Here is a 16,059-nt window from a genome sequence, read left to right as displayed (position 1 = left end):
GGCACCAGGATGACCGTGGTGTCGGCGTCCTGCGCTTTCACCCGCGCGCCACAATCACCTGGCCACTTTATCCGTGTAAGCCTCGGACGCGGCAATCGGCGGGCACAAAACAGCACCACGGAGAATACTCCGTGGCGCGTGTTTGCTGATGAATTGCTTGACTTTATGAACTGCTCGACTGCAGTGGATTGCGTTCCGAAATGTGCTCCACCAGTTCGCCCACACGCTCCTCCGAGTAGTTGCGCGCGATGTCACCCTGGCTGATGATACCGACCAACTTGTGGTCAGCAATGACCGGGAGCCGCCGGACCTGGTACTTTTCCATCATTTCGATGGCGGCGTCAACGTTCGCATCGGCATCAATCCAGCGCGGCGCACCGGTGGCGAGGTCGCGGGCCACCATCTCGCGTGGATCCCGGCCCACGGCAACGCACTTGAGAACGATGTCGCGGTCAGTGATCATGCCCTTCAACTTGCCGTCGTCACCACAGATCGGCAACGAGCCGCAGTCCAGATCCAGCATCATCCGTGCGGCATCTACGAGGGACTGGTTCTCCTTAATACACTGTGCATCCGTAGTCATGAATTCACGTACGGCACTCATTGGTCCTCCTTCATCGATTGAGGTATCGACGCAGAGTCACCGGGCACATGCGCCGATGTTGCCAGCGTACGCCCGGGCCAGCGCCGATGTCGACGGCGGGTTCCTCCCCTGTTTGGGAGCTTCCGGACGATGCCGTGCAGAGCCTCCCTGATGGATACCATCACCATTCCTGAACCGCCGGCCACCCGCTGCCGGTTGGCGGCCACGCCCGCCCCCGGCTGGATCTTCCCTGAAACAATCCCGTTCTGACCCGGTCCGGACGCCCGGTATGGCACTAGGGTGGGACGGTCGGCATTCGCCGCGAAAACCCTCAAGGAGGGTGCATGACTTCCAGCCAGTCCAGCTCCGACCACTTCGGGCAGCATTTGAAAAGCGTCGGTGGTTCTGAGGCTGACGTCGGCGGTTCCGGGTATGTCGTCACGGCGGATGACACCGTGGAGAGCGTCGTCTCGGGCCTGCGCATGAAACAGCAGGAGAATGGCAATCTGGCCAGCGAGCCCTCCATCCTCCATGCCTCGGCACAGGTCCTCATCAGCAGACGTGATGAAATGGATCCGACCCATCACAGCGGGACCTCCCAGCCGGGGGAGTATCAGCTGGACATCCATTTTGGCGGGGACCACAGCACCCGGGAGCCTATCCCCGAGAAGGATCTTGAAGCCGCCAAGATCTGGGCCGGGAAACGGATCGAGTCCGCGGGCGCCGGTTTCGGCGCCATCTACTTCCCCTCCGGCGGCGGACTCGCCCCCGGAACGGGTGCACTGGAGTGCAGCTATGACTCCGCGCTGGGTTGGAACCGGTAAGCTCCCTGCCCCTTGCTCCCGCGTATTGGTGGCGTCCCGTCCCTCTTCGAAGAATCTGCTTCCGTGAATGACGAAGGCGAACTGTTGCCGGCCCACAGGATCGCGGAGGCGGTGCGGATCTGCTACGCAAGCCCTCGACTGTTGATCGGCGCACCATCATGGTGAGCGTCACGCGCGCCCGAGACTAACCCGGGCCGTCGGAGATTGCTCCACCACCTCTGCCGATCGGGGAATCCTGGTTGCAGTTGCTGCGGGCGCGGGATTCAGGATTCCCGCTTCCAGTCCGGAGGACGATACTGGGGTAGTGAGGATCGACGCCGGATCAGGGGCCCAGGGGCGGCGGCTAGGGGCAGGCACGAGCCCGTACCCGCCGATCGCCGACTATGGGTTTTTGTCTGACTGCGAAGCCAGCTGCCTGATCGCATCGAGCGGGCAGGTGGAGTGGATGTGCGTGCCGCGTCACGACTCACCGAGCGTGTTCTCCGCTATGCTCGACCGCGCCGCGGGTGGCTTCAAGGTGGCGCCGTACGGCGTCCGGGAGCCCACTGCGCGCCGCTATCTCCCCGGCAGCCTGATCCTGGAGACCACTTGGCAGACCAGGACCGGATGGCTGATCGTGAGGGATGCCCTGGTGATGGGTCCGTGGCACCACACCGAAGAGAGGGCCGAACGATACCGCCGCCCGCCGATGAACTACGAGGCGGAGCATTGCCTGCTGCGGACCGTCCGGTGCGTCAGCGGTGCAGTTGAGTTGTCCGTGCTGTGCGAGCCGGTCTTCGACTACGGCCGGCGCCGGGCAAGGTGGGAGTTCTCCAGCCCCGCATACGGGGAGATCGTGACGGTCAGCGGCGACGGGGAGGATCCGCTGCTTCGTCTGACCACCGACCGCCGGCTGGGCATCGAGGACTCGATCGCGGTCATCCGCAGCCGGATGACCGAGGGCGAGCAGGCTTTTATCGCGCTCTCCTGGGGGTCGCTGCCCCCGCCGCGGACGTGGGATGAAGCCACGCGCAAGCAGTGGCAGACCACTGAGTTCTGGAGGCAATGGATCACCGGGGGCGAGTTCCCCGACCACCCGTGGCGGGAGCAGCTGCAACGCAGCGCGCTGACGTTGAAGGGCCTCACCTACGCGCCCACTGGAGCTCTGGTCGCGGCGCCCACCACGTCGCTGCCCGAGACGCCCGGGGGAGAGCGGAACTGGGACTACCGGTATACGTGGGTGCGCGATTCCACGTTCGCGCTATGGGCCCTGTACACACTCGGCCTGGACCGGGAAGCCGACGACTTCTTCGCTTTCATCCGCGACGTCGCCGCCGAGGAGGACTTGCAGATCATGTACGGCATCGACGGCGAAAGGGATCTTCCCGAGGTCACTGTCGAGGGGCTCGGCGGCTACGACGGCGCCCGCCCCGTCCGGATCGGCAACGCTGCCGCCCGCCAGCGGCAGCTCGACGTCTGGGGCACCATGCTGGACTCCGTCTACCTTCACGCCAAATCCCGTGACCAGCTCCCCGAGCCGCTCTGGCCCGTCCTGCTCCGCCAGGTCGAGCAAGCCGCCGCCCACTGGCGGGACCCCGACCACGGCATCTGGGAGGTCCGTGGCGAACCGAAGCACTTCACATCCTCAAAGCTCATGTGCTGGGTGGCCCTGGATCGTGGTGCCCGGCTGGCGCGCATGCACGGCCAGGCTGATTACGCCCGGAAGTGGGACACCATCGCCGAGGAGATCCATGAGGACATCTGCCGCAATGGTGTCGACGACCGCGGTGTGTTCGTTCAGTCCTACGGCACGACGAACCTCGATGCCTCACTTCTCCTTGTCCCGCTCGTCCGGTTCCTGCCCGCCAACGATCCACGCGTGTGCGCCACTGTCCTGGCCGTCGCCGACGAACTCACCCGGGACGGGCTCGTCCTGCGCTACCGCCCCGAGGAGACCGACGACGGACTCACCGGCGTGGAGGGGACCTTCACGACCTGCTCGTTCTGGCTTGTCTCAGCCCTCGTCGAGATCGGAGAAGTGGTACGCGCCAAGGCACTGTGCGAACGTCTGCTGTCCCTCGCCAGTCCCTTGGGCCTTTACGCTGAGGAGCTGGATCCGGTGAGCGGCCGGCATCTCGGCAACTTCCCACAGGCGTTCACCCACCTGGCCCTCATCAACGCGCTCGTGCACCTCATCCGCGCCGAGGAAACCCGCCGGGCGGCGCAGTTCGCCCCGGCGCACCGCAGCACCTGACAGCAGCGACGGAAACTGACGGTGCCGTCAGGACCTCTTGTTTGCCGGGTCGTTCGGGTGGGGATTGAGGGGCGTGATTTCCACTGTCATCCATTTGTGCAGAGGGAGGGTGGCGAGAATGCCCTTCAACTCTGTCTCACTGCCTGCTCTCCAGAGGCCAAGCGTTCGCCATTCACCCGGCTCGACCGGAGGCCTCCACAGCCGGAGCAGGTGACCTTGCTCGGCCAGCTCTGCGGCCCTGAGCGCTTCCCGTGATCGGGTGTCGCTGACGATCGCGTCCGATGTTCCGTCGGGAACGTTTGTAATGAGGGTGGTCAGGAATTCCATTTCCTTGATCCTTCTTCAACAGATTGGTGAGGGGTGTCGGGCTGGATGGGTGGTGGGGGAGACCCCGGCGTCACCTTCTGCGGGCGATGGATGTGGTTCTTACTCGTGGCCAGCCATCGCCTGCTCCCCGGCGGTTGGCCGCTGTCGCCGTTCCGCGCGGGCCGTGGCGATGAGCAGGAGGATCGACTTCGCCGCGATCGACACCACAAGTAGCGTAACGGCGCCGAGCACCGCAATTGTGATGGCCTGCCAGGCAAACGGTTGGAGCAGATGCAACCACGTGATTGCGAGCGCAGCGACAGTCGCCACAGGGAAGGTGAATGACCAGAATCCGAGCGAGAACGGCAGCGCGCGGTAGCGCGGCAACAACATCACCTGGATCAGCACCATGAACGCCGTCATCGCCGTCAACCCCTCGAAAACATGATCGGGTCGACCGCCAGAGATGGTAAGCCATGCTGCTGACGCAACGGCCGGGGGAGCGATCATGATCGCGAGTGTCGGGACAAGTGGTGCAGGCATGGCTGGACGGACCGCTAGCCGGAGGAAGAAAAACACGGAGATCACCAGCCAGAAGAAGATGCCGACCGCGAAGCTTCCGACGGCGAGCCAGTTAAGGCCCGTCTCTGCGGCAGCGAGGGCACCGACGAAACCGGCGGCACTGATGGGCAGGAAGTAGCCGCCGTGCACGGATTCGAGCGGCATTTCCCCGCGCATCCAGAAGCTCAGAATCCATGCGCCGAACGCGGCAGCGGCGGCGAGGGAGATCAAGGTCAGCACGGTCGCGGCAAGCGGAACCGTGCGGTGAAGGCTCGCTCCGAGCAGCATCGCGGCGATGGGGAGCAATGCCGCCAGCGGACCCTGAGCGAAGTGCGTGAGCTGATGCGAGAGCGGTTGATCGGTGCGCGTGCCGCGATGCACGTGCACCGCGATGGTCCAGATCCAGGCGATCGCGGCGATCAGCCAGAACGCCTGCCCGACCTCGAACGGGATGCCGAGCGCGGAAGTCGCCACGGACCAAACCTGGGCGAGGCCAGCCAAGCCCAGCGGGATAGCAAGCGTGTTCAACGGGACCCTCTTGCGCAAGCGGCTCGCAGGGGCGGCGTGCGCCAAGTGCGGTTGAGCGGACAAAGGAATGCCTTCCTGAAAGGGGTAGGGGGACCCGGCGGGTGGTCATCGGCAGTTTTTGACCTTGAAGTACAATATCACGCAAGTTACGCTTTTCCCATGGGCAGACCGATGCAGTTTGAAACGGACGCGGCCGTCGACAGGGCGATGGACCTGTTCTGGCGCCAGGGGTACGCCGGAACGACGCCGCAGGAGCTGGCCAGTGAGCTGGGGATCGGAAAAGGTAGTCTCTACAACACGTTTGAAAGCAAGCACGCGCTCTTCGTGCGTGCTCTTCGGCGCTACAGCGAGAGACGACTCGAGTACCTGACCGAGCTGTTCTCAGCGCCGGGGCCGATCGGGCCGCGCCTCAAAGCTGCGGTGACTGTCCTTGCCGGCGTAGGCGAGCACCAGCGGGGCTGCGTCATGGTCAATGCCGCCGCAGAGCTCGGCACCGCCGACGACGACGTGAACCGCATCGCGGACGACCTCTTCACGCGGATCGAAGCGGTGTTTCGTCAAGCAGTCGCGCAGGGACGGGAGTCTGGAGAATTCAGCGTGGATCGGGATGCCGAGACCGCCGCCAGTCAGCTGCTTGCTTCTGTGGTCGGGCTTAGCGTGCTCGTCAAGGCGGGTGGGTCATCGGAGAGGTTCGGCGCAGTCGTCGACGGCATCGTCGACGGACTATGACGTCGGAGAGAGAATCCCCGATTAGACCTGGCGGGCGCGCGCCGGGTCACGCTGACGCGGCGAAGAGTTCGATGCCGGCCGCGATTGCGACTTCGCGGTAGGCGTTTGCCAGGTCAGCGAGGCTCGCGTGTTTGTTCAAGCCGCTCGGGTTCGGGACCACCCAGACGGGGGAGCCGCCGAGAGGATCCGGCTGACGGCCGGTCCTCGCCTGCGGCCGGGCGAAGGCCGTCCGGTAGGCAGTGATTCCCAGTACCGCCACCACTGCCGGAGCGATGCGTTCGACGCGCTCGGAGAGCGCTTCCGCGCCGGTCACGAGTTGCTCTGCGGTTAGTTCGTCCGCGCGCGCCGATGCTCCCGCAACGAGCGAGGTGATGCCGAGGCCACGCTCACGCAGATGTGCGAGGTCTTCGGGAAGGAAGCCCGCGGAAGCATCTATCCGCCGATCGACGATGCCCGCCAGGTAGAGAGCGGGATAGAAGCGGTTGCTTCCGCCGCCGAAATGCGCCTGCACTGCGACGGCGCGCAGGCCGGGATTAATGCCGACGAACAGAAGTCGCGTGTGGTCCGCGAGCAGGTCCGGCAGGCTCCCGCCGCGGAACGAATCAAGCGCAGACCGAGTAAACCTCAAGCCGAACTACTCTTTTCCAAGCCGGTTCCGGAGTTGCTGCGGATAATCGTCGTAAGCGGCAGCGATGTCTTCAAGATCGATCAACGGCGGGAAATCGATCACCGGCTGATGCTCGGCGAGGAAACGGGCAGTTTCCTCCACAACCCGTTTCCCATCGGCCTCGGCCAGCCCGATGCTTTCAAGAAAACCGGGATCGGTTCGGAAAAGCGACTCCACCGACTGTCCTTCTGCTTCCGACCGCACAGCGTACTCGTTGTCATTGACCAGCTCGATCTCGAATGTGTTGTCCATGAATGCAGCGTACGCCCGGACGCCGACCACTTCGACGTTCGGACACAGAACTCCCGCGCCCCTACCCGGGCAGCGCGGCGGTCGCTTTGAGTTGCTCAAAATGGCCAGGGACAGGATGCTGGCGCCGTCAGCAGATTGGGCTTCGGATCGGGCCGTGCATCGGCCGCATTTGCTCGGACTGTCTGTGTTTCCGGGACTTCCCCGTTTTGAGCGGAGGAGCCGAACAGAACAGTTGGAGATCGGCGACCAGCCGGAAATACCGGTCGGATTCGAGCGCGGCGAGTGCCGTCGTGTAAGCCGCAGCGTATCCGTCTCCCTCGGGAGGCGTGAAATGGCTGAGCGGGCCCAGAGCCACGGTGAGCCATTCCAGCTCCGCAAGGAGCCTGTTCACTGTCGTCGCGTCCAACAGCCTGCGGTGGTTCGCGAGGTCCAGGCAGACCCGGCCGGTGGCGGCCATCATGGCGCGTGAGGCATCCTGTGCTCCGGATCGTACGCCGGGGTCGTAAGCGAGCAGCGCCGAGACCTCGTCGAGAAGGAACGCTGATGCGACCGGTTCGACGTGGTGCTTCCGCAGCGGCTTCCAGTTGCTGCGCCCGTGCTCCGGCCACTGAAGGTTTCCGCGCCTGCTGTGGGACCCGGATCCCCGTCCTGGGCGGTCGGAACTGTCGAATATATCGTGGGTTTCCTCCAAGGTTTTCAAGGTCACATCTCCCGCTATGGAATGCTCGGACCCTGCTGCGAGAGCAGCACGGGTGAGGGCGCCACAAACACCGGTGAGGGCCGGAACCTTCAGCATCCTCTGTCCCGCCTGTCACGATGCCCGGGTCCCGAAAAGACCACGAACGTTTCGTCGTCTTTGACACCTTCCATGCTGGCCTGCAGACGTGAGGCAGCCATGAGAAGCCGGTGAGGGTCTTCTCATGTACGCCGTCGCCGGACGAGTTTGCCTAGCTTCGCAGTGCCGCCAGGGCTTCGGCCAGCATTGAGTTGCCGCCAGCGCCGCGGCGGGGCCCGGACGATGACCTGACCGAACGTGACTTGGTGCTTTTCCCTCCCTTGGACATGGGCCAGTTCTTCCGGGCGCTGAGGAATGGGATTCCCTCCGGCGTCGCGCGCTCAAACACTCGTTCTTTGGATCGCGATTCTCGCCTCCTTCGTGTCCTTTTTGGACAGCGGCGTCATCAACGTCGCATTACCGGCCATTTCCCGTGAACTGGGAGGCGGCCTGACCACCCAGCAATGGGTCGTGGACGCCTACCTGATCACCCTCGGTTCGCTCATCCTCCTTGCCGGATCGCTCTCTGACGTTCTCGGACGGATCCGCATTCTCCGCGTGGGCCTGGTCGGTTTCGGAGTGACGTCCCTGATGTGCGCGTTCGCACCCGCCGCCGAGGTTCTGATCATTGCCCGGGCCCTGCAAGGCATTGCCGGGGCTTTGCTCGTGCCCAGTTCCCTCGCGCTCATCACCTCACATTTTGACGGGGCGGCCAGGGCCAAGGCCATTGGCCAATGGACCGCCGGTACCACCGTGGCTTTCATCGCCGGACCGCTCCTGGGCGGCATATTGGTCGATTCCGTCGGATGGCGCTGGGTGTTTGGCATCAACGTTCTGCCGATCGCGGTGATCCTGTGCCTTCTGGCCGTGTTGCACGCGACGGACGTCCGCGAGGCGGGGGTTCGCATTGATTACCCCGGGGCGGTGCTGTGCGTTCTCGGACTGGCCGGACCCGTGTATGCCCTGATTGAGCAGGGCACACGCGGATGGGGGAGTCCGGCCATCCTGCTGCCCTTGATCCTCGGAGTACTCTGCTTGGCGGCGTTCCTCTGGCGGCAGGCAACAGCGAAACAGCCGCTCATGCCGCTGAGCCTCTTCGCCGTCAGGAACTTTGCGGCCGGCAACATAGCCACGACGTTCATCTATGCCGCGCTCTCCGTCGGCGGATTCATCATCGTGCTCTTCCTGCAGCAGGTGGCCGGATTCCCGGCGACTTTCGCCGCCCTCGCCCTGCTGCCGGTCAGCCTGCTGAGCATCTGCTTGTCGTCATGGTTCGGTTCACTCGCCGGCCGGTACGGGCCGCGGTGGTTCATGTCCTTGGGTCCGGCCGGCGCCGGCCTCGGCTACCTCTTGATGGTCTCGTCGCAGGCGCCCCTCAATTACTGGACTCAGCTGTTGCCGGGAATCATCCTCTTCGGGGCCGGGCTCTCGGCCACGGTGGCACCGCTTACCGCAGCCATCCTGGGCTCGATCTCCGAACAGCAGTCCGGGATCGGCTCGGCAGTGAACAACGCGGTTGCCCGGGTGTCGGGTCTGATTGGCATCGCCCTCGTCGGACTCCTTACCGGAACGCAGCTTGACCTGGCCGGATTCCACCGGGTGCTGATCGCCGTCGCCATCCTTCTGGTCATCGGAGCTGCGGTCTCAGCCTCCGGAATCAGGAACCCGCCACGGAACCCCGCGCCGCGGACAACGCCGCCACCCAGGCTCGGCGTTCGAGTCATGCGCACGCCGGACAAACCCAAGGGCATCCAAAACCCTTAGCGTGGTCTGTCGGGGCGTTGCCCGGGCAGCGGCAGGTGATGACCGCGGATGGACGCTTTTTCGGGGACCGCATCCGCGGTGCAACGCACAGGTATGCGCCCCGGGAGCCGAGTGGCAGAATTCTTGGGAAGGGACCGCGCCCCCGCAGGGGTCAGTGCAGACGGTCCCCGGAAGCTGAAGTCCGGACGGCGGAGGACCCTGCGATGGACTATGCGGAAGCTGCCGACGCTCGCAACGGGTGGCCCCGGCTTCGTGTGGCTGACTGGGCTGAAACCCGGGATACGGTGCACATGTGGACCCAGATCGTGGGCAAGATCCGCATGGCCCATGCGCCGATGCTCAACCACTGGTGGCACGTGACCCTGTACGTCACACCGCGCGGGCTTGCGACCTCCAGGATCCCGTATGGCCACGGCGCTTTCGATATCGAATTCGATTTTTGTGACCACCGGTTGCACATACGCTCCAGCGACGGGACTGCCGAGAGCGTCGTCCTCGAAGCCAAATCGGTGGCCGAATTCCATGCCGAGGTATTTCAGGCATTGCGGAGGCTCGGCATCAACACGTCCATCCGGGCGATTCCGAACGAGGTGGATCCGGCCATACCCTTCGCAGCAGACGACCGGCATGCCTCCTACGACGCCCAGGCCGTCCGGCTGTTCTGGCACCAATTGGTCCAGACGGACCGGGTCCTGAATGAATTCAGGTCCTACTTCAGCGGGAAGGCGAGTCCCGTTCACTTCTTCTGGGGATCGATAGATCTGGCATACACGAGGTTCTCCGGGCGCGCGACGTCGACCCAACCGGGCGGTGCCCCAAACTGCCCCGACTGGGTCATGGCCGAGGCCTACTCCCACGAAACGAGCAGCTGCGGGTTTTGGCCGGGCGGAGGTGAGGAAGGCGCCTCCTACGCCTATTCGTTCCCCGAGCCGGCCGGTTACTCCGAGTACGTCACCGAAGCGGACGGTACCGTCTACAGCAAAGCCGACAAGCTCTACCTGCTTCCCTATGAGAACGTCCGCACCGCACCGGATCCGGACGGGACCTTGTCTCGGTTCCTTCACTCCACTTACGAGGCGGCCGCCGAGACAGGCCGCTGGGACCGGGCAGGTCTTGAAATCGATCCGGACCGCTGGCGGCAGCACCGTCACCACCGGCAGCCCCCGGGGCAGGCGCGCGGCGCCGCCTCGCCCTGACCCCGGGCCTTTCGCGACCCGACGTCGGACCGACAGGACAAGGACCCTCCATCGGCCCAGGCATGGATCTGGACGTAAAATAGTGCGCGGGCGACGGCGCCCGAATCCGAGGAGAAGCCAAATGAACGTGGTGCAGGGCATTGATGTCTCGGTCCCGCCCAGCGGTGCCGGATGCATTGAATGCGACGCCAGCGGAGGCTGGTGGCTGCATCTTCGCCGGTGTGCCCAGTGTGGCCACATCGGCTGTTGCGACAACTCGCCGGCCCAACACGCCTCCGCTCATGCCCGATCCACGGGCCATCCCGTCATCCGCACCTTCGAACCGGGCGAAGCCTGGTTCTACGACTACCCCCGCTCCACTTTTTTCGACGGACCGGACCTGGCGCCGCCGGCCCATCACCCACTCGATCAGAGCGTCCCGGGGCCGGCCTCGCGAGTCCCCCAAGACTGGCGCCACAAGTTGGCCTGACCATGTGCCCTGGCAGAACCGACCCCCAGGTAACCCCTCAGCATCCCGTTCCGGGGGAGGACTTCCCTAGACGGGCGTCGGCGGAATGTTGTGGTGAGGCGGAAGAGATTGTGGGTCGTAGCGGTCTTTGAGTGCAAGGAGGCGCTGATATTTCTCCTGCCCGTAGGCCCGGCGCGCGGCGTCTGCGTCGTGGGGTCCGAGTTCGGCGCCAAGGAAGTTGACGTATTGGCCTTCCTCGGAGAATGGCTGCATGAGTGCGTAGGCCTTGCGGGCAAAGGCGGTCAGCCGGTCGTCCTCGGATGGGTCGTGCCAGAACCCATAGACGTTGAGCCAGTAACGCGCGGACCGGTTCGGGAACGCTGTGGCCACTTCCGGCACCCGTCCGAACGCGCCTTCCAGATGGTGGACGTCTATCCCCGTGCCCTGCCAGGTCAGCTCGGAGGCTAAACCAACCAGTACGTCGATGACCTCCTGGTCGAGGCTGGAGAACGCAACGTTCTTCCAGTAGCCGCGCGAGCCCTTAGGAAACACGGTGTCCATGGCGCCCTGCCAGCCCACCCACGAAGTCGCGCCCACTTCCTCTTGGTCGGGAGGAGCCTCTAGGCGCAGTTGCTCAAGGAGCTTGAGGCCGGCTTGGTGGTCGTCGGCAACCCAGGCGAATCCGACAATCATCCACGGCTCGTCGCCCATCCCGAATTCGGGCTGGAGTACGAGGATCGTCCCTCCGCCGCTGCGCACGTGCTCGCCGGCGGCCGTCCGGGCAACGGCACGAGGATGGACATTGACCATGCCGTTCCATACCGCCCGGGCTTCCTCATAGAGCGGATCCTGTGGCTCGATCAATGATCCCGACAGCCGCCCGCGTAACTCCTGCAGAGCTGTTGGATCTCAAGTTCCGGATCATGTTGATGAACTGTGTTCATCGGTCGATGCTTCCGGGTCAAAGGGCGAAACCCTTGGTCAATTTTCCTTGGATGTGGTCGGCATCGGCGCCCGAAGGTCACCAGATGCGGCTCTCAGACATTCGTCTGAACTCCCGTGAGTTGTCCCGATTTTAGGTTCGCCACCTGAGCTGGGCAACAACTTATTTGTCTAACGCGCCCGTAGGGCGACGAGTCCAAGTCCTGCGTCACGTCGTCCCTGGTCGGACGCGAAGGTGCCCGTCGCCGTCGTCGAACGTCCGTGCGTCGACGGAAGGAATGCTGGTGCACGGCGCTACTCGGCGGGCGGACGCCTTCGCTGCTGTTTCGTCGCCGCCCGCTGTTCCTTCGCAGCGCGGTGCCGACGGTTCGAACCCCGGGTGGGTTTAGTCGCCCGGCGTTGAGCAGCTTCTGGAGCAAGACCCTCGGCCACGAGGTCGGAGAGCTTGGCCAGGGCGATCTCGCGGTTACGCAGCTGAGAGCGATGCTCGGAGGCGGTCACGGTGATGACCCCAGCGATGAGGCGACGGCCGAGACGCGTGACCAGCATCAGGCGTTGGCCGTCCGAAAGCGCAGTCGAGTCAACGACGTTCCACGACAGCTCGACGCGGGTGTCCGAGGTGTTGACGTGTTGCCCGCCTGGCCCGGATGAACGCGAGAACCGCCAGCCGAGTTCCGACGAGGGAATCGTGAGCGAGGGCGACACTTCCAGATCCATGCAACCAGCCTTGCACGTTGTGGGCGCGGTCGAAGCCCCCGACATCCACCTGGCTCGGTCATCCAGCGACGGGCGAGGCTACGGGATGGCTCAGAGGCGGAGTTCCATGAAAACGCTGTTTGGATCCAGGGCGTAGCCGGCAAAGGGCGGACACTCGGTGAATCCGTGGCGGGCGTACAGCCGCCGGGCGGGAGCGAAATACTCCTCTGTTCCTGTCTCAAGATAGATGCGCTTGAAGTCCCGGCTTCGGGCGTCGTCCAGGATGTGCCTGAGCATGAGGGTCGCGACGCCGCGCCCCCGGGCACGTGCTGTGGTCCGCATGGACTTGATCTCGCCGTGCTGTGCAGAGCCGGGCGGGGAGTCGAGGAGTTTAAGCGCGCCACACCCCAGGAGCTCGCCGTCCTCGCGGGCCGTCCAAAGGGTGATGGACGGCCCGGACAGGGCTGTGGGGTCCAGTGCGTGCACACTTTCGGCCGGAGAAGTGGCGAACATGTCCGCCAGGTGCTCGCTCAGGAGTTGGTGGACATCCTCGCGGGCGGGGTCATCGGGGTCAATGTGAATCATCGCCTCAAATCTACCGGTTCCGCCAACTAACTAGAAAGTACGGGCGCAAATGCCCTGTTGGAGAATAAGTCCAGTGTCTATTCTGTTGGTTAGGACCGCCGCGACACACGGTCCACAGGCCGCCGGCACGTCCCGGGAAGCCTTCCCGCTGCGGGGCCCGTCTCGATGAGGAGGCGTCGATGTCCATTCCTGATGCTCCAACGCGCGGGCCGGCAAGACCTGGTCCGTACGTCATCGCCGGAATACTGTTGGCAACCGCCATTGTGGTTCCGTTGTTTGTGCCGGCGTATTCAATCGATGAGCCGCGCTTGGCCGGTATGCCGTTCTTCTACTGGTATCAGATGATGTGGATTCCGGTCACCGCGGGCCTGGTGGGGTGCTCTTACTGGCTGATCACCAAGGAGGATCGGCGCCGTCGCGAAGCCGTGCGGGGAACGACCGGTGCAGAGGATGAGCGATGAGCGGGCTCACCGTGCCGCTGGCCGTTCCGGACCGGCCCATTAACGGCGTTGCACTCACTATTGTGATTATTCTCTTCGTCTTGGTGGCTGCCTTGGGGTTCTTTGCGGCGCGGTGGCGCCGAGAAGAGGCGACTGGGCTCCACAGCCTGGACGAGTGGGGCCTTGGAGGCCGCGGTTTTGGAACCTGGGTGACCTGGTTCCTGCTGGGCGGCGACCTCTATACGGCCTATACCTTCGTGGCAGTCCCGGCTGCGATGTGGGCCACGGGAGCCGTCAGCGGTTTCTTCGCAGTACCGTACACGATCGTTCTGTACCCGATCGTGTTTCTCCTTATGAGCCGTCTGTGGTCCGTTTCGCACCGGCATGGGTTCGTCACGCCGGCCGATTTCGTTGGCGGCCGCTACGGCAGCAAGGCCCTTACCGTTGCCGTCGCCGTGACGGGCATCGTCGCGACCATGCCTTACATCGCGCTGCAGCTGGTTGGCATCAAGGCTGTGCTCACGGTGCTGGGCCTGGGCAGTGCGGAGAACGTGCTGCTGACGGATCTGCCGCTGATCATCGCGTTCGTAGTCCTGGCCGCCTACACCTACACGTCGGGTCTGCGGGCTCCGGCCCTGATCGCAGTAGTCAAGGACCTGCTGATCTATCTGGCGGTGATCGTTGCGGTGATCTACCTGCCGATCAAGTTCGGCGGCTGGGGCACCATCTTCGACTCGGCTGAGGCGAAACTGGGTGCGGTCAACCCGGCAACCGGCAAACCCGCTGGAGTATTCATTCCGGGCGCCGGCAGCTACTCCGCGTACTGGACGCTGGCTTTGGGCTCGGCCTTGGCGCTGTTCATGTATCCGCACTCGATCACGGGCGTCCTGGCGACGAAGAGCAGGAACACGATCCGGAAGAATGCCGCGGTGCTGCCGCTGTACTCGTTGATGCTGGGGTTCCTGGCGCTGCTGGGTTACGCGGCGATTTACGCCGGTACCAAGCCCATCGACTTGAACGGCGCCATTAACCCGCAGCTGGTGGTGCCGCAGCTGTTCCTTGACCACTTCCCGGACTGGTTTGCCGGCATCGCCTTGGCCGCCATCGCCATCGGCGCGTTGGTCCCGGCCGCGATCATGTCAATAGCCGCCGCCAACCTCTTCACCCGCAACATTTACCGCGATCTGATCCGACCTGACGCCAAACCCAGGCAGGAAGCCAAAGTCTCCAAGATCGCATCGCTGGTGGTGAAATTCGGTGCACTGATTTTCGTCATCGCCATGGACCAGTCGGCAGCCATTAATATGCAGCTCCTCGGCGGCATATGGATCTTGCAGACTTTCCCGGCAATCGTGGCAGGGCTATACACCCGCTGGTTCCACCGGTGGGCGCTGTTCTGCGGCTGGGCAGCCGGAATCATCTATGGCACTATCGCTGCCTACAACGTGGTCAACCCAGTCACGAAAGCCAACTTTGGCGGCTCCATCGCGGCCATCCCCGGTACCGACGTGCAGGTCTACATCGCTGTCGTGGCCTTCGTGATAAACCTTATCGTCGCTGCCGGCCTGTCTCTGGTACTCCGTGCATTCAAGGTCCCTGATGGAAAGGACATCACGCGCAGCTCGGACTACGGCGCCGACGAGAACGATCCGAAGGTCGCCGAGATCCAGCGTGAGTACCCGCTCGGCGAGCCCGGCGGCCCCGCCTTCTGACACGTATTACAACGGAATTCCGCGCCACAGTAATAGGTTTCCGGAGTTTCCGTTCTAATGCTCCGCGTCTGGGCCAGCGGGTGGAATCGACCGGCTGAGGCCGTCAAGAATGAGGTTCAGCCCGAAGTCGAACTCATCCCCGAAGTCGTAGCCGGGTCTGAGCACGTGTTCGGTGGCAATCTCGACCAGGTGGGGGTACTGACCGGTTGAAAAACTCTCCACGATCGGCGTCGTGGTTTCCGCGGCGGTGTCCGGGCCGGTAAAGGGCAGGGCGGCTTCCTGGAGGGCGAAACCGTAAATGTAGCTGTCCAGCAGGGCGTAGGCGTGGGCCGTGAGCTGAACTGAAAAGCCGGCGGCTCTTAGCGTGCCCAGCGTCGCGTCGTGGTGGCGCAGGGTCGCCGGGCCGGGGGAGGTGCGGGATTCCAAGAGTCCGACCGCCCACGGGTGGCGCCTGAGCGCGCGGCGCATCGCGTGCGCCCTGCGGTGCATTTCGTCCCGCCAGTCGCCCGCGGGGGAGGGCTGTTCGATTTCGCCGAAGACAATGTCCACGATGCCGTCAAGAATCTCTTCCTTGTTGGCCACGTAGTAGTAGAGCGACATGGGTTTGGTCCCCATGCTCTGCGCGAGCGATCGGATGGTCAGTGCGGCGATTCCGGACTCGTCGGCCAGGCCCAAAGCGCACTCAAGCACTTTCTCCCGGCTGAGCGGAAGTCTCTTCCCAGGGACGGGCGGCGTGGTGGTCGACAACGAAAACTCCTTGGCCGTAGCGGTTTAGTACATTGTACGATACTCTTTTTAGTACAGCGTACGAATCAGTG

Annotated in this window: 18 protein-coding genes; 8 read left to right on the top strand and 10 right to left on the bottom strand. The window is 64.1% G+C overall.

The genetic code is table 11. The features are described 5' to 3' along the window. Positions 1-163 precede the first annotated feature (163 nt). Entirely contained in the window at positions 164-604 is a 441-nt protein-coding gene (locus B1A87_RS08695) for a CBS domain-containing protein (protein ID WP_078029540.1), read from the bottom strand. A gap of 323 nt (positions 605-927) precedes the next feature. Between B1A87_RS08695 and B1A87_RS08690 the strand changes: the two genes are divergently transcribed. Both B1A87_RS08690 and B1A87_RS08685 read left to right on the top strand, forming a co-directional pair. After that, positions 928-1,407: a hypothetical protein gene (locus B1A87_RS08690; RefSeq protein ID WP_078029541.1), complete on the top strand. Its 480-nt coding sequence runs from the start codon at positions 928-930 to the stop codon at positions 1,405-1,407. Positions 1,408-1,711: 304 nt separating this feature from the next. Next, entirely contained in the window at positions 1,712-3,640 is a 1,929-nt protein-coding gene (locus tag B1A87_RS08685) for a glycoside hydrolase family 15 protein (RefSeq protein WP_221937561.1), read from the top strand. 27 nt (positions 3,641-3,667) lie between these two features. Here the strand turns inward: B1A87_RS08685 and B1A87_RS08680 are convergent, their stop codons facing one another. Then, complete coding sequence (locus B1A87_RS08680; RefSeq protein WP_078029543.1) at positions 3,668-3,967, bottom strand: muconolactone Delta-isomerase family protein; 300 nt, start codon at positions 3,965-3,967, stop codon at positions 3,668-3,670. A 99-nt stretch (positions 3,968-4,066) separates the two neighbouring features. Further along, entirely contained in the window at positions 4,067-5,035 is a 969-nt protein-coding gene (locus B1A87_RS08675) for a transporter (RefSeq protein WP_221937560.1), read from the bottom strand. Positions 5,036-5,194: 159 nt separating this feature from the next. Between B1A87_RS08675 and B1A87_RS08670 the strand changes: the two genes are divergently transcribed. Beyond that, positions 5,195-5,764 carry a TetR/AcrR family transcriptional regulator gene (locus tag B1A87_RS08670; protein ID WP_078029545.1) on the top strand — a complete coding sequence of 190 codons (570 nt, stop codon included), beginning with the start codon at positions 5,195-5,197 and terminating at the stop codon, positions 5,762-5,764. A 46-nt stretch (positions 5,765-5,810) separates the two neighbouring features. On the opposite strand, the gene B1A87_RS08665 is transcribed toward B1A87_RS08670, so the two are convergent. From B1A87_RS08665 to B1A87_RS08655, 3 genes are all read right to left on the bottom strand, one after another. Further along, entirely contained in the window at positions 5,811-6,392 is a 582-nt protein-coding gene (locus B1A87_RS08665) for a mismatch-specific DNA-glycosylase (protein ID WP_078029546.1), read from the bottom strand. A 6-nt stretch (positions 6,393-6,398) separates the two neighbouring features. Further along, positions 6,399-6,683 carry a hypothetical protein gene (locus B1A87_RS08660; RefSeq protein ID WP_078029601.1) on the bottom strand — a complete coding sequence of 95 codons (285 nt, stop codon included), beginning with the start codon at positions 6,681-6,683 and terminating at the stop codon, positions 6,399-6,401. 127 nt (positions 6,684-6,810) lie between these two features. Further along, complete coding sequence (locus tag B1A87_RS08655) at positions 6,811-7,389, bottom strand: hypothetical protein (protein ID WP_139362913.1); 579 nt, start codon at positions 7,387-7,389, stop codon at positions 6,811-6,813. A gap of 384 nt (positions 7,390-7,773) precedes the next feature. Here B1A87_RS08655 and B1A87_RS08650 point away from each other — a divergent pair, with 384 nt between their 5' ends. The 3 genes from B1A87_RS08650 (at position 7,774) to B1A87_RS08640 (ending at position 10,887) form a co-directional block, all read left to right on the top strand. Then, on the top strand, positions 7,774-9,222 hold the full coding sequence (locus tag B1A87_RS08650) for an MFS transporter (RefSeq protein ID WP_078029548.1): 1,449 nt from the start codon (positions 7,774-7,776) through the stop codon (positions 9,220-9,222). A gap of 203 nt (positions 9,223-9,425) precedes the next feature. Continuing rightward, positions 9,426-10,418, top strand: a complete 993-nt coding sequence (locus B1A87_RS08645) for a DUF5996 family protein (protein WP_078029549.1) — start codon at positions 9,426-9,428, stop codon at positions 10,416-10,418. 121 nt (positions 10,419-10,539) lie between these two features. Then, positions 10,540-10,887, top strand: coding sequence for a UBP-type zinc finger domain-containing protein (locus tag B1A87_RS08640; RefSeq protein WP_078029551.1), 348 nt, complete (start codon positions 10,540-10,542; stop codon positions 10,885-10,887). 66 nt (positions 10,888-10,953) lie between these two features. Here B1A87_RS08640 and B1A87_RS08635 read toward each other — a convergent pair whose 3' ends face one another. From B1A87_RS08635 to B1A87_RS08625, 3 genes are all read right to left on the bottom strand, one after another. Then, positions 10,954-11,730 carry a BBE domain-containing protein gene (locus B1A87_RS08635; protein WP_260680756.1) on the bottom strand — a complete coding sequence of 259 codons (777 nt, stop codon included), beginning with the start codon at positions 11,728-11,730 and terminating at the stop codon, positions 10,954-10,956. 372 nt (positions 11,731-12,102) lie between these two features. Continuing rightward, on the bottom strand, positions 12,103-12,525 hold the full coding sequence (arfB, locus tag B1A87_RS08630; RefSeq protein ID WP_078029552.1) for an alternative ribosome rescue aminoacyl-tRNA hydrolase ArfB: 423 nt from the start codon (positions 12,523-12,525) through the stop codon (positions 12,103-12,105). A gap of 90 nt (positions 12,526-12,615) precedes the next feature. Continuing rightward, the gene (locus tag B1A87_RS08625) at positions 12,616-13,089 is read right to left on the bottom strand and encodes a GNAT family N-acetyltransferase (protein ID WP_078029554.1); all 474 of its coding nucleotides are present in this window, start codon (positions 13,087-13,089) and stop codon (positions 12,616-12,618) included. Between the two features lie 179 nt (positions 13,090-13,268). Here B1A87_RS08625 and B1A87_RS08620 point away from each other — a divergent pair, with 179 nt between their 5' ends. After that, a complete protein-coding gene (locus B1A87_RS08620; RefSeq protein ID WP_078029556.1) occupies positions 13,269-13,550 on the top strand; it encodes a DUF3311 domain-containing protein in 282 nt (93 codons plus the stop codon). After that, positions 13,547-15,241, top strand: a complete 1,695-nt coding sequence (gene mctP / locus B1A87_RS08615; protein ID WP_078029557.1) for a monocarboxylate uptake permease MctP — start codon at positions 13,547-13,549, stop codon at positions 15,239-15,241. Before B1A87_RS08620 ends, mctP begins: the two co-directional genes overlap by 4 nt. 54 nt (positions 15,242-15,295) lie before the next feature. Here the strand turns inward: mctP and B1A87_RS08610 are convergent, their stop codons facing one another. Next, positions 15,296-15,988 carry a TetR/AcrR family transcriptional regulator gene (locus tag B1A87_RS08610; RefSeq protein ID WP_078029558.1) on the bottom strand — a complete coding sequence of 231 codons (693 nt, stop codon included), beginning with the start codon at positions 15,986-15,988 and terminating at the stop codon, positions 15,296-15,298. Positions 15,989-16,059 lie beyond the last annotated feature (71 nt).

Source organism: Arthrobacter sp. KBS0703, from assembly GCF_002008315.2.
Taxonomy (GTDB): domain Bacteria; phylum Actinomycetota; class Actinomycetes; order Actinomycetales; family Micrococcaceae; genus Arthrobacter.
Note: the sequence above shows the minus strand (reverse complement) of the source record. Positions and strands in the feature narration are given on the sequence as shown.

Bases quoted from the DNA above. Each gene is read 5' to 3' on its own strand.
- B1A87_RS08695 (WP_078029540.1), bottom strand. From the start codon at position 604: ATGAGTGCCGTACGTGAATTCATGACTACGGATGCACAGTGTATTAAG.
- B1A87_RS08690 (WP_078029541.1), top strand. From the start codon at position 928: ATGACTTCCAGCCAGTCCAGCTCCGACCACTTCGGGCAGCATTTGAAA.
- B1A87_RS08680 (WP_078029543.1), bottom strand. From the start codon at position 3,967: ATGGAATTCCTGACCACCCTCATTACAAACGTTCCCGACGGAACATCG.
- B1A87_RS08670 (WP_078029545.1), top strand. From the start codon at position 5,195: ATGGGCAGACCGATGCAGTTTGAAACGGACGCGGCCGTCGACAGGGCG.
- B1A87_RS08660 (WP_078029601.1), bottom strand. From the start codon at position 6,683: ATGGACAACACATTCGAGATCGAGCTGGTCAATGACAACGAGTACGCT.
- B1A87_RS08650 (WP_078029548.1), top strand. From the start codon at position 7,774: ATGGGATTCCCTCCGGCGTCGCGCGCTCAAACACTCGTTCTTTGGATC.
- B1A87_RS08645 (WP_078029549.1), top strand. From the start codon at position 9,426: ATGGACTATGCGGAAGCTGCCGACGCTCGCAACGGGTGGCCCCGGCTT.
- B1A87_RS08640 (WP_078029551.1), top strand. From the start codon at position 10,540: ATGAACGTGGTGCAGGGCATTGATGTCTCGGTCCCGCCCAGCGGTGCC.
- arfB (WP_078029552.1), bottom strand. From the start codon at position 12,525: ATGGATCTGGAAGTGTCGCCCTCGCTCACGATTCCCTCGTCGGAACTC.
- B1A87_RS08625 (WP_078029554.1), bottom strand. From the start codon at position 13,089: ATGATTCACATTGACCCCGATGACCCCGCCCGCGAGGATGTCCACCAA.
- B1A87_RS08620 (WP_078029556.1), top strand. From the start codon at position 13,269: ATGTCCATTCCTGATGCTCCAACGCGCGGGCCGGCAAGACCTGGTCCG.
- mctP (WP_078029557.1), top strand. From the start codon at position 13,547: ATGAGCGGGCTCACCGTGCCGCTGGCCGTTCCGGACCGGCCCATTAAC.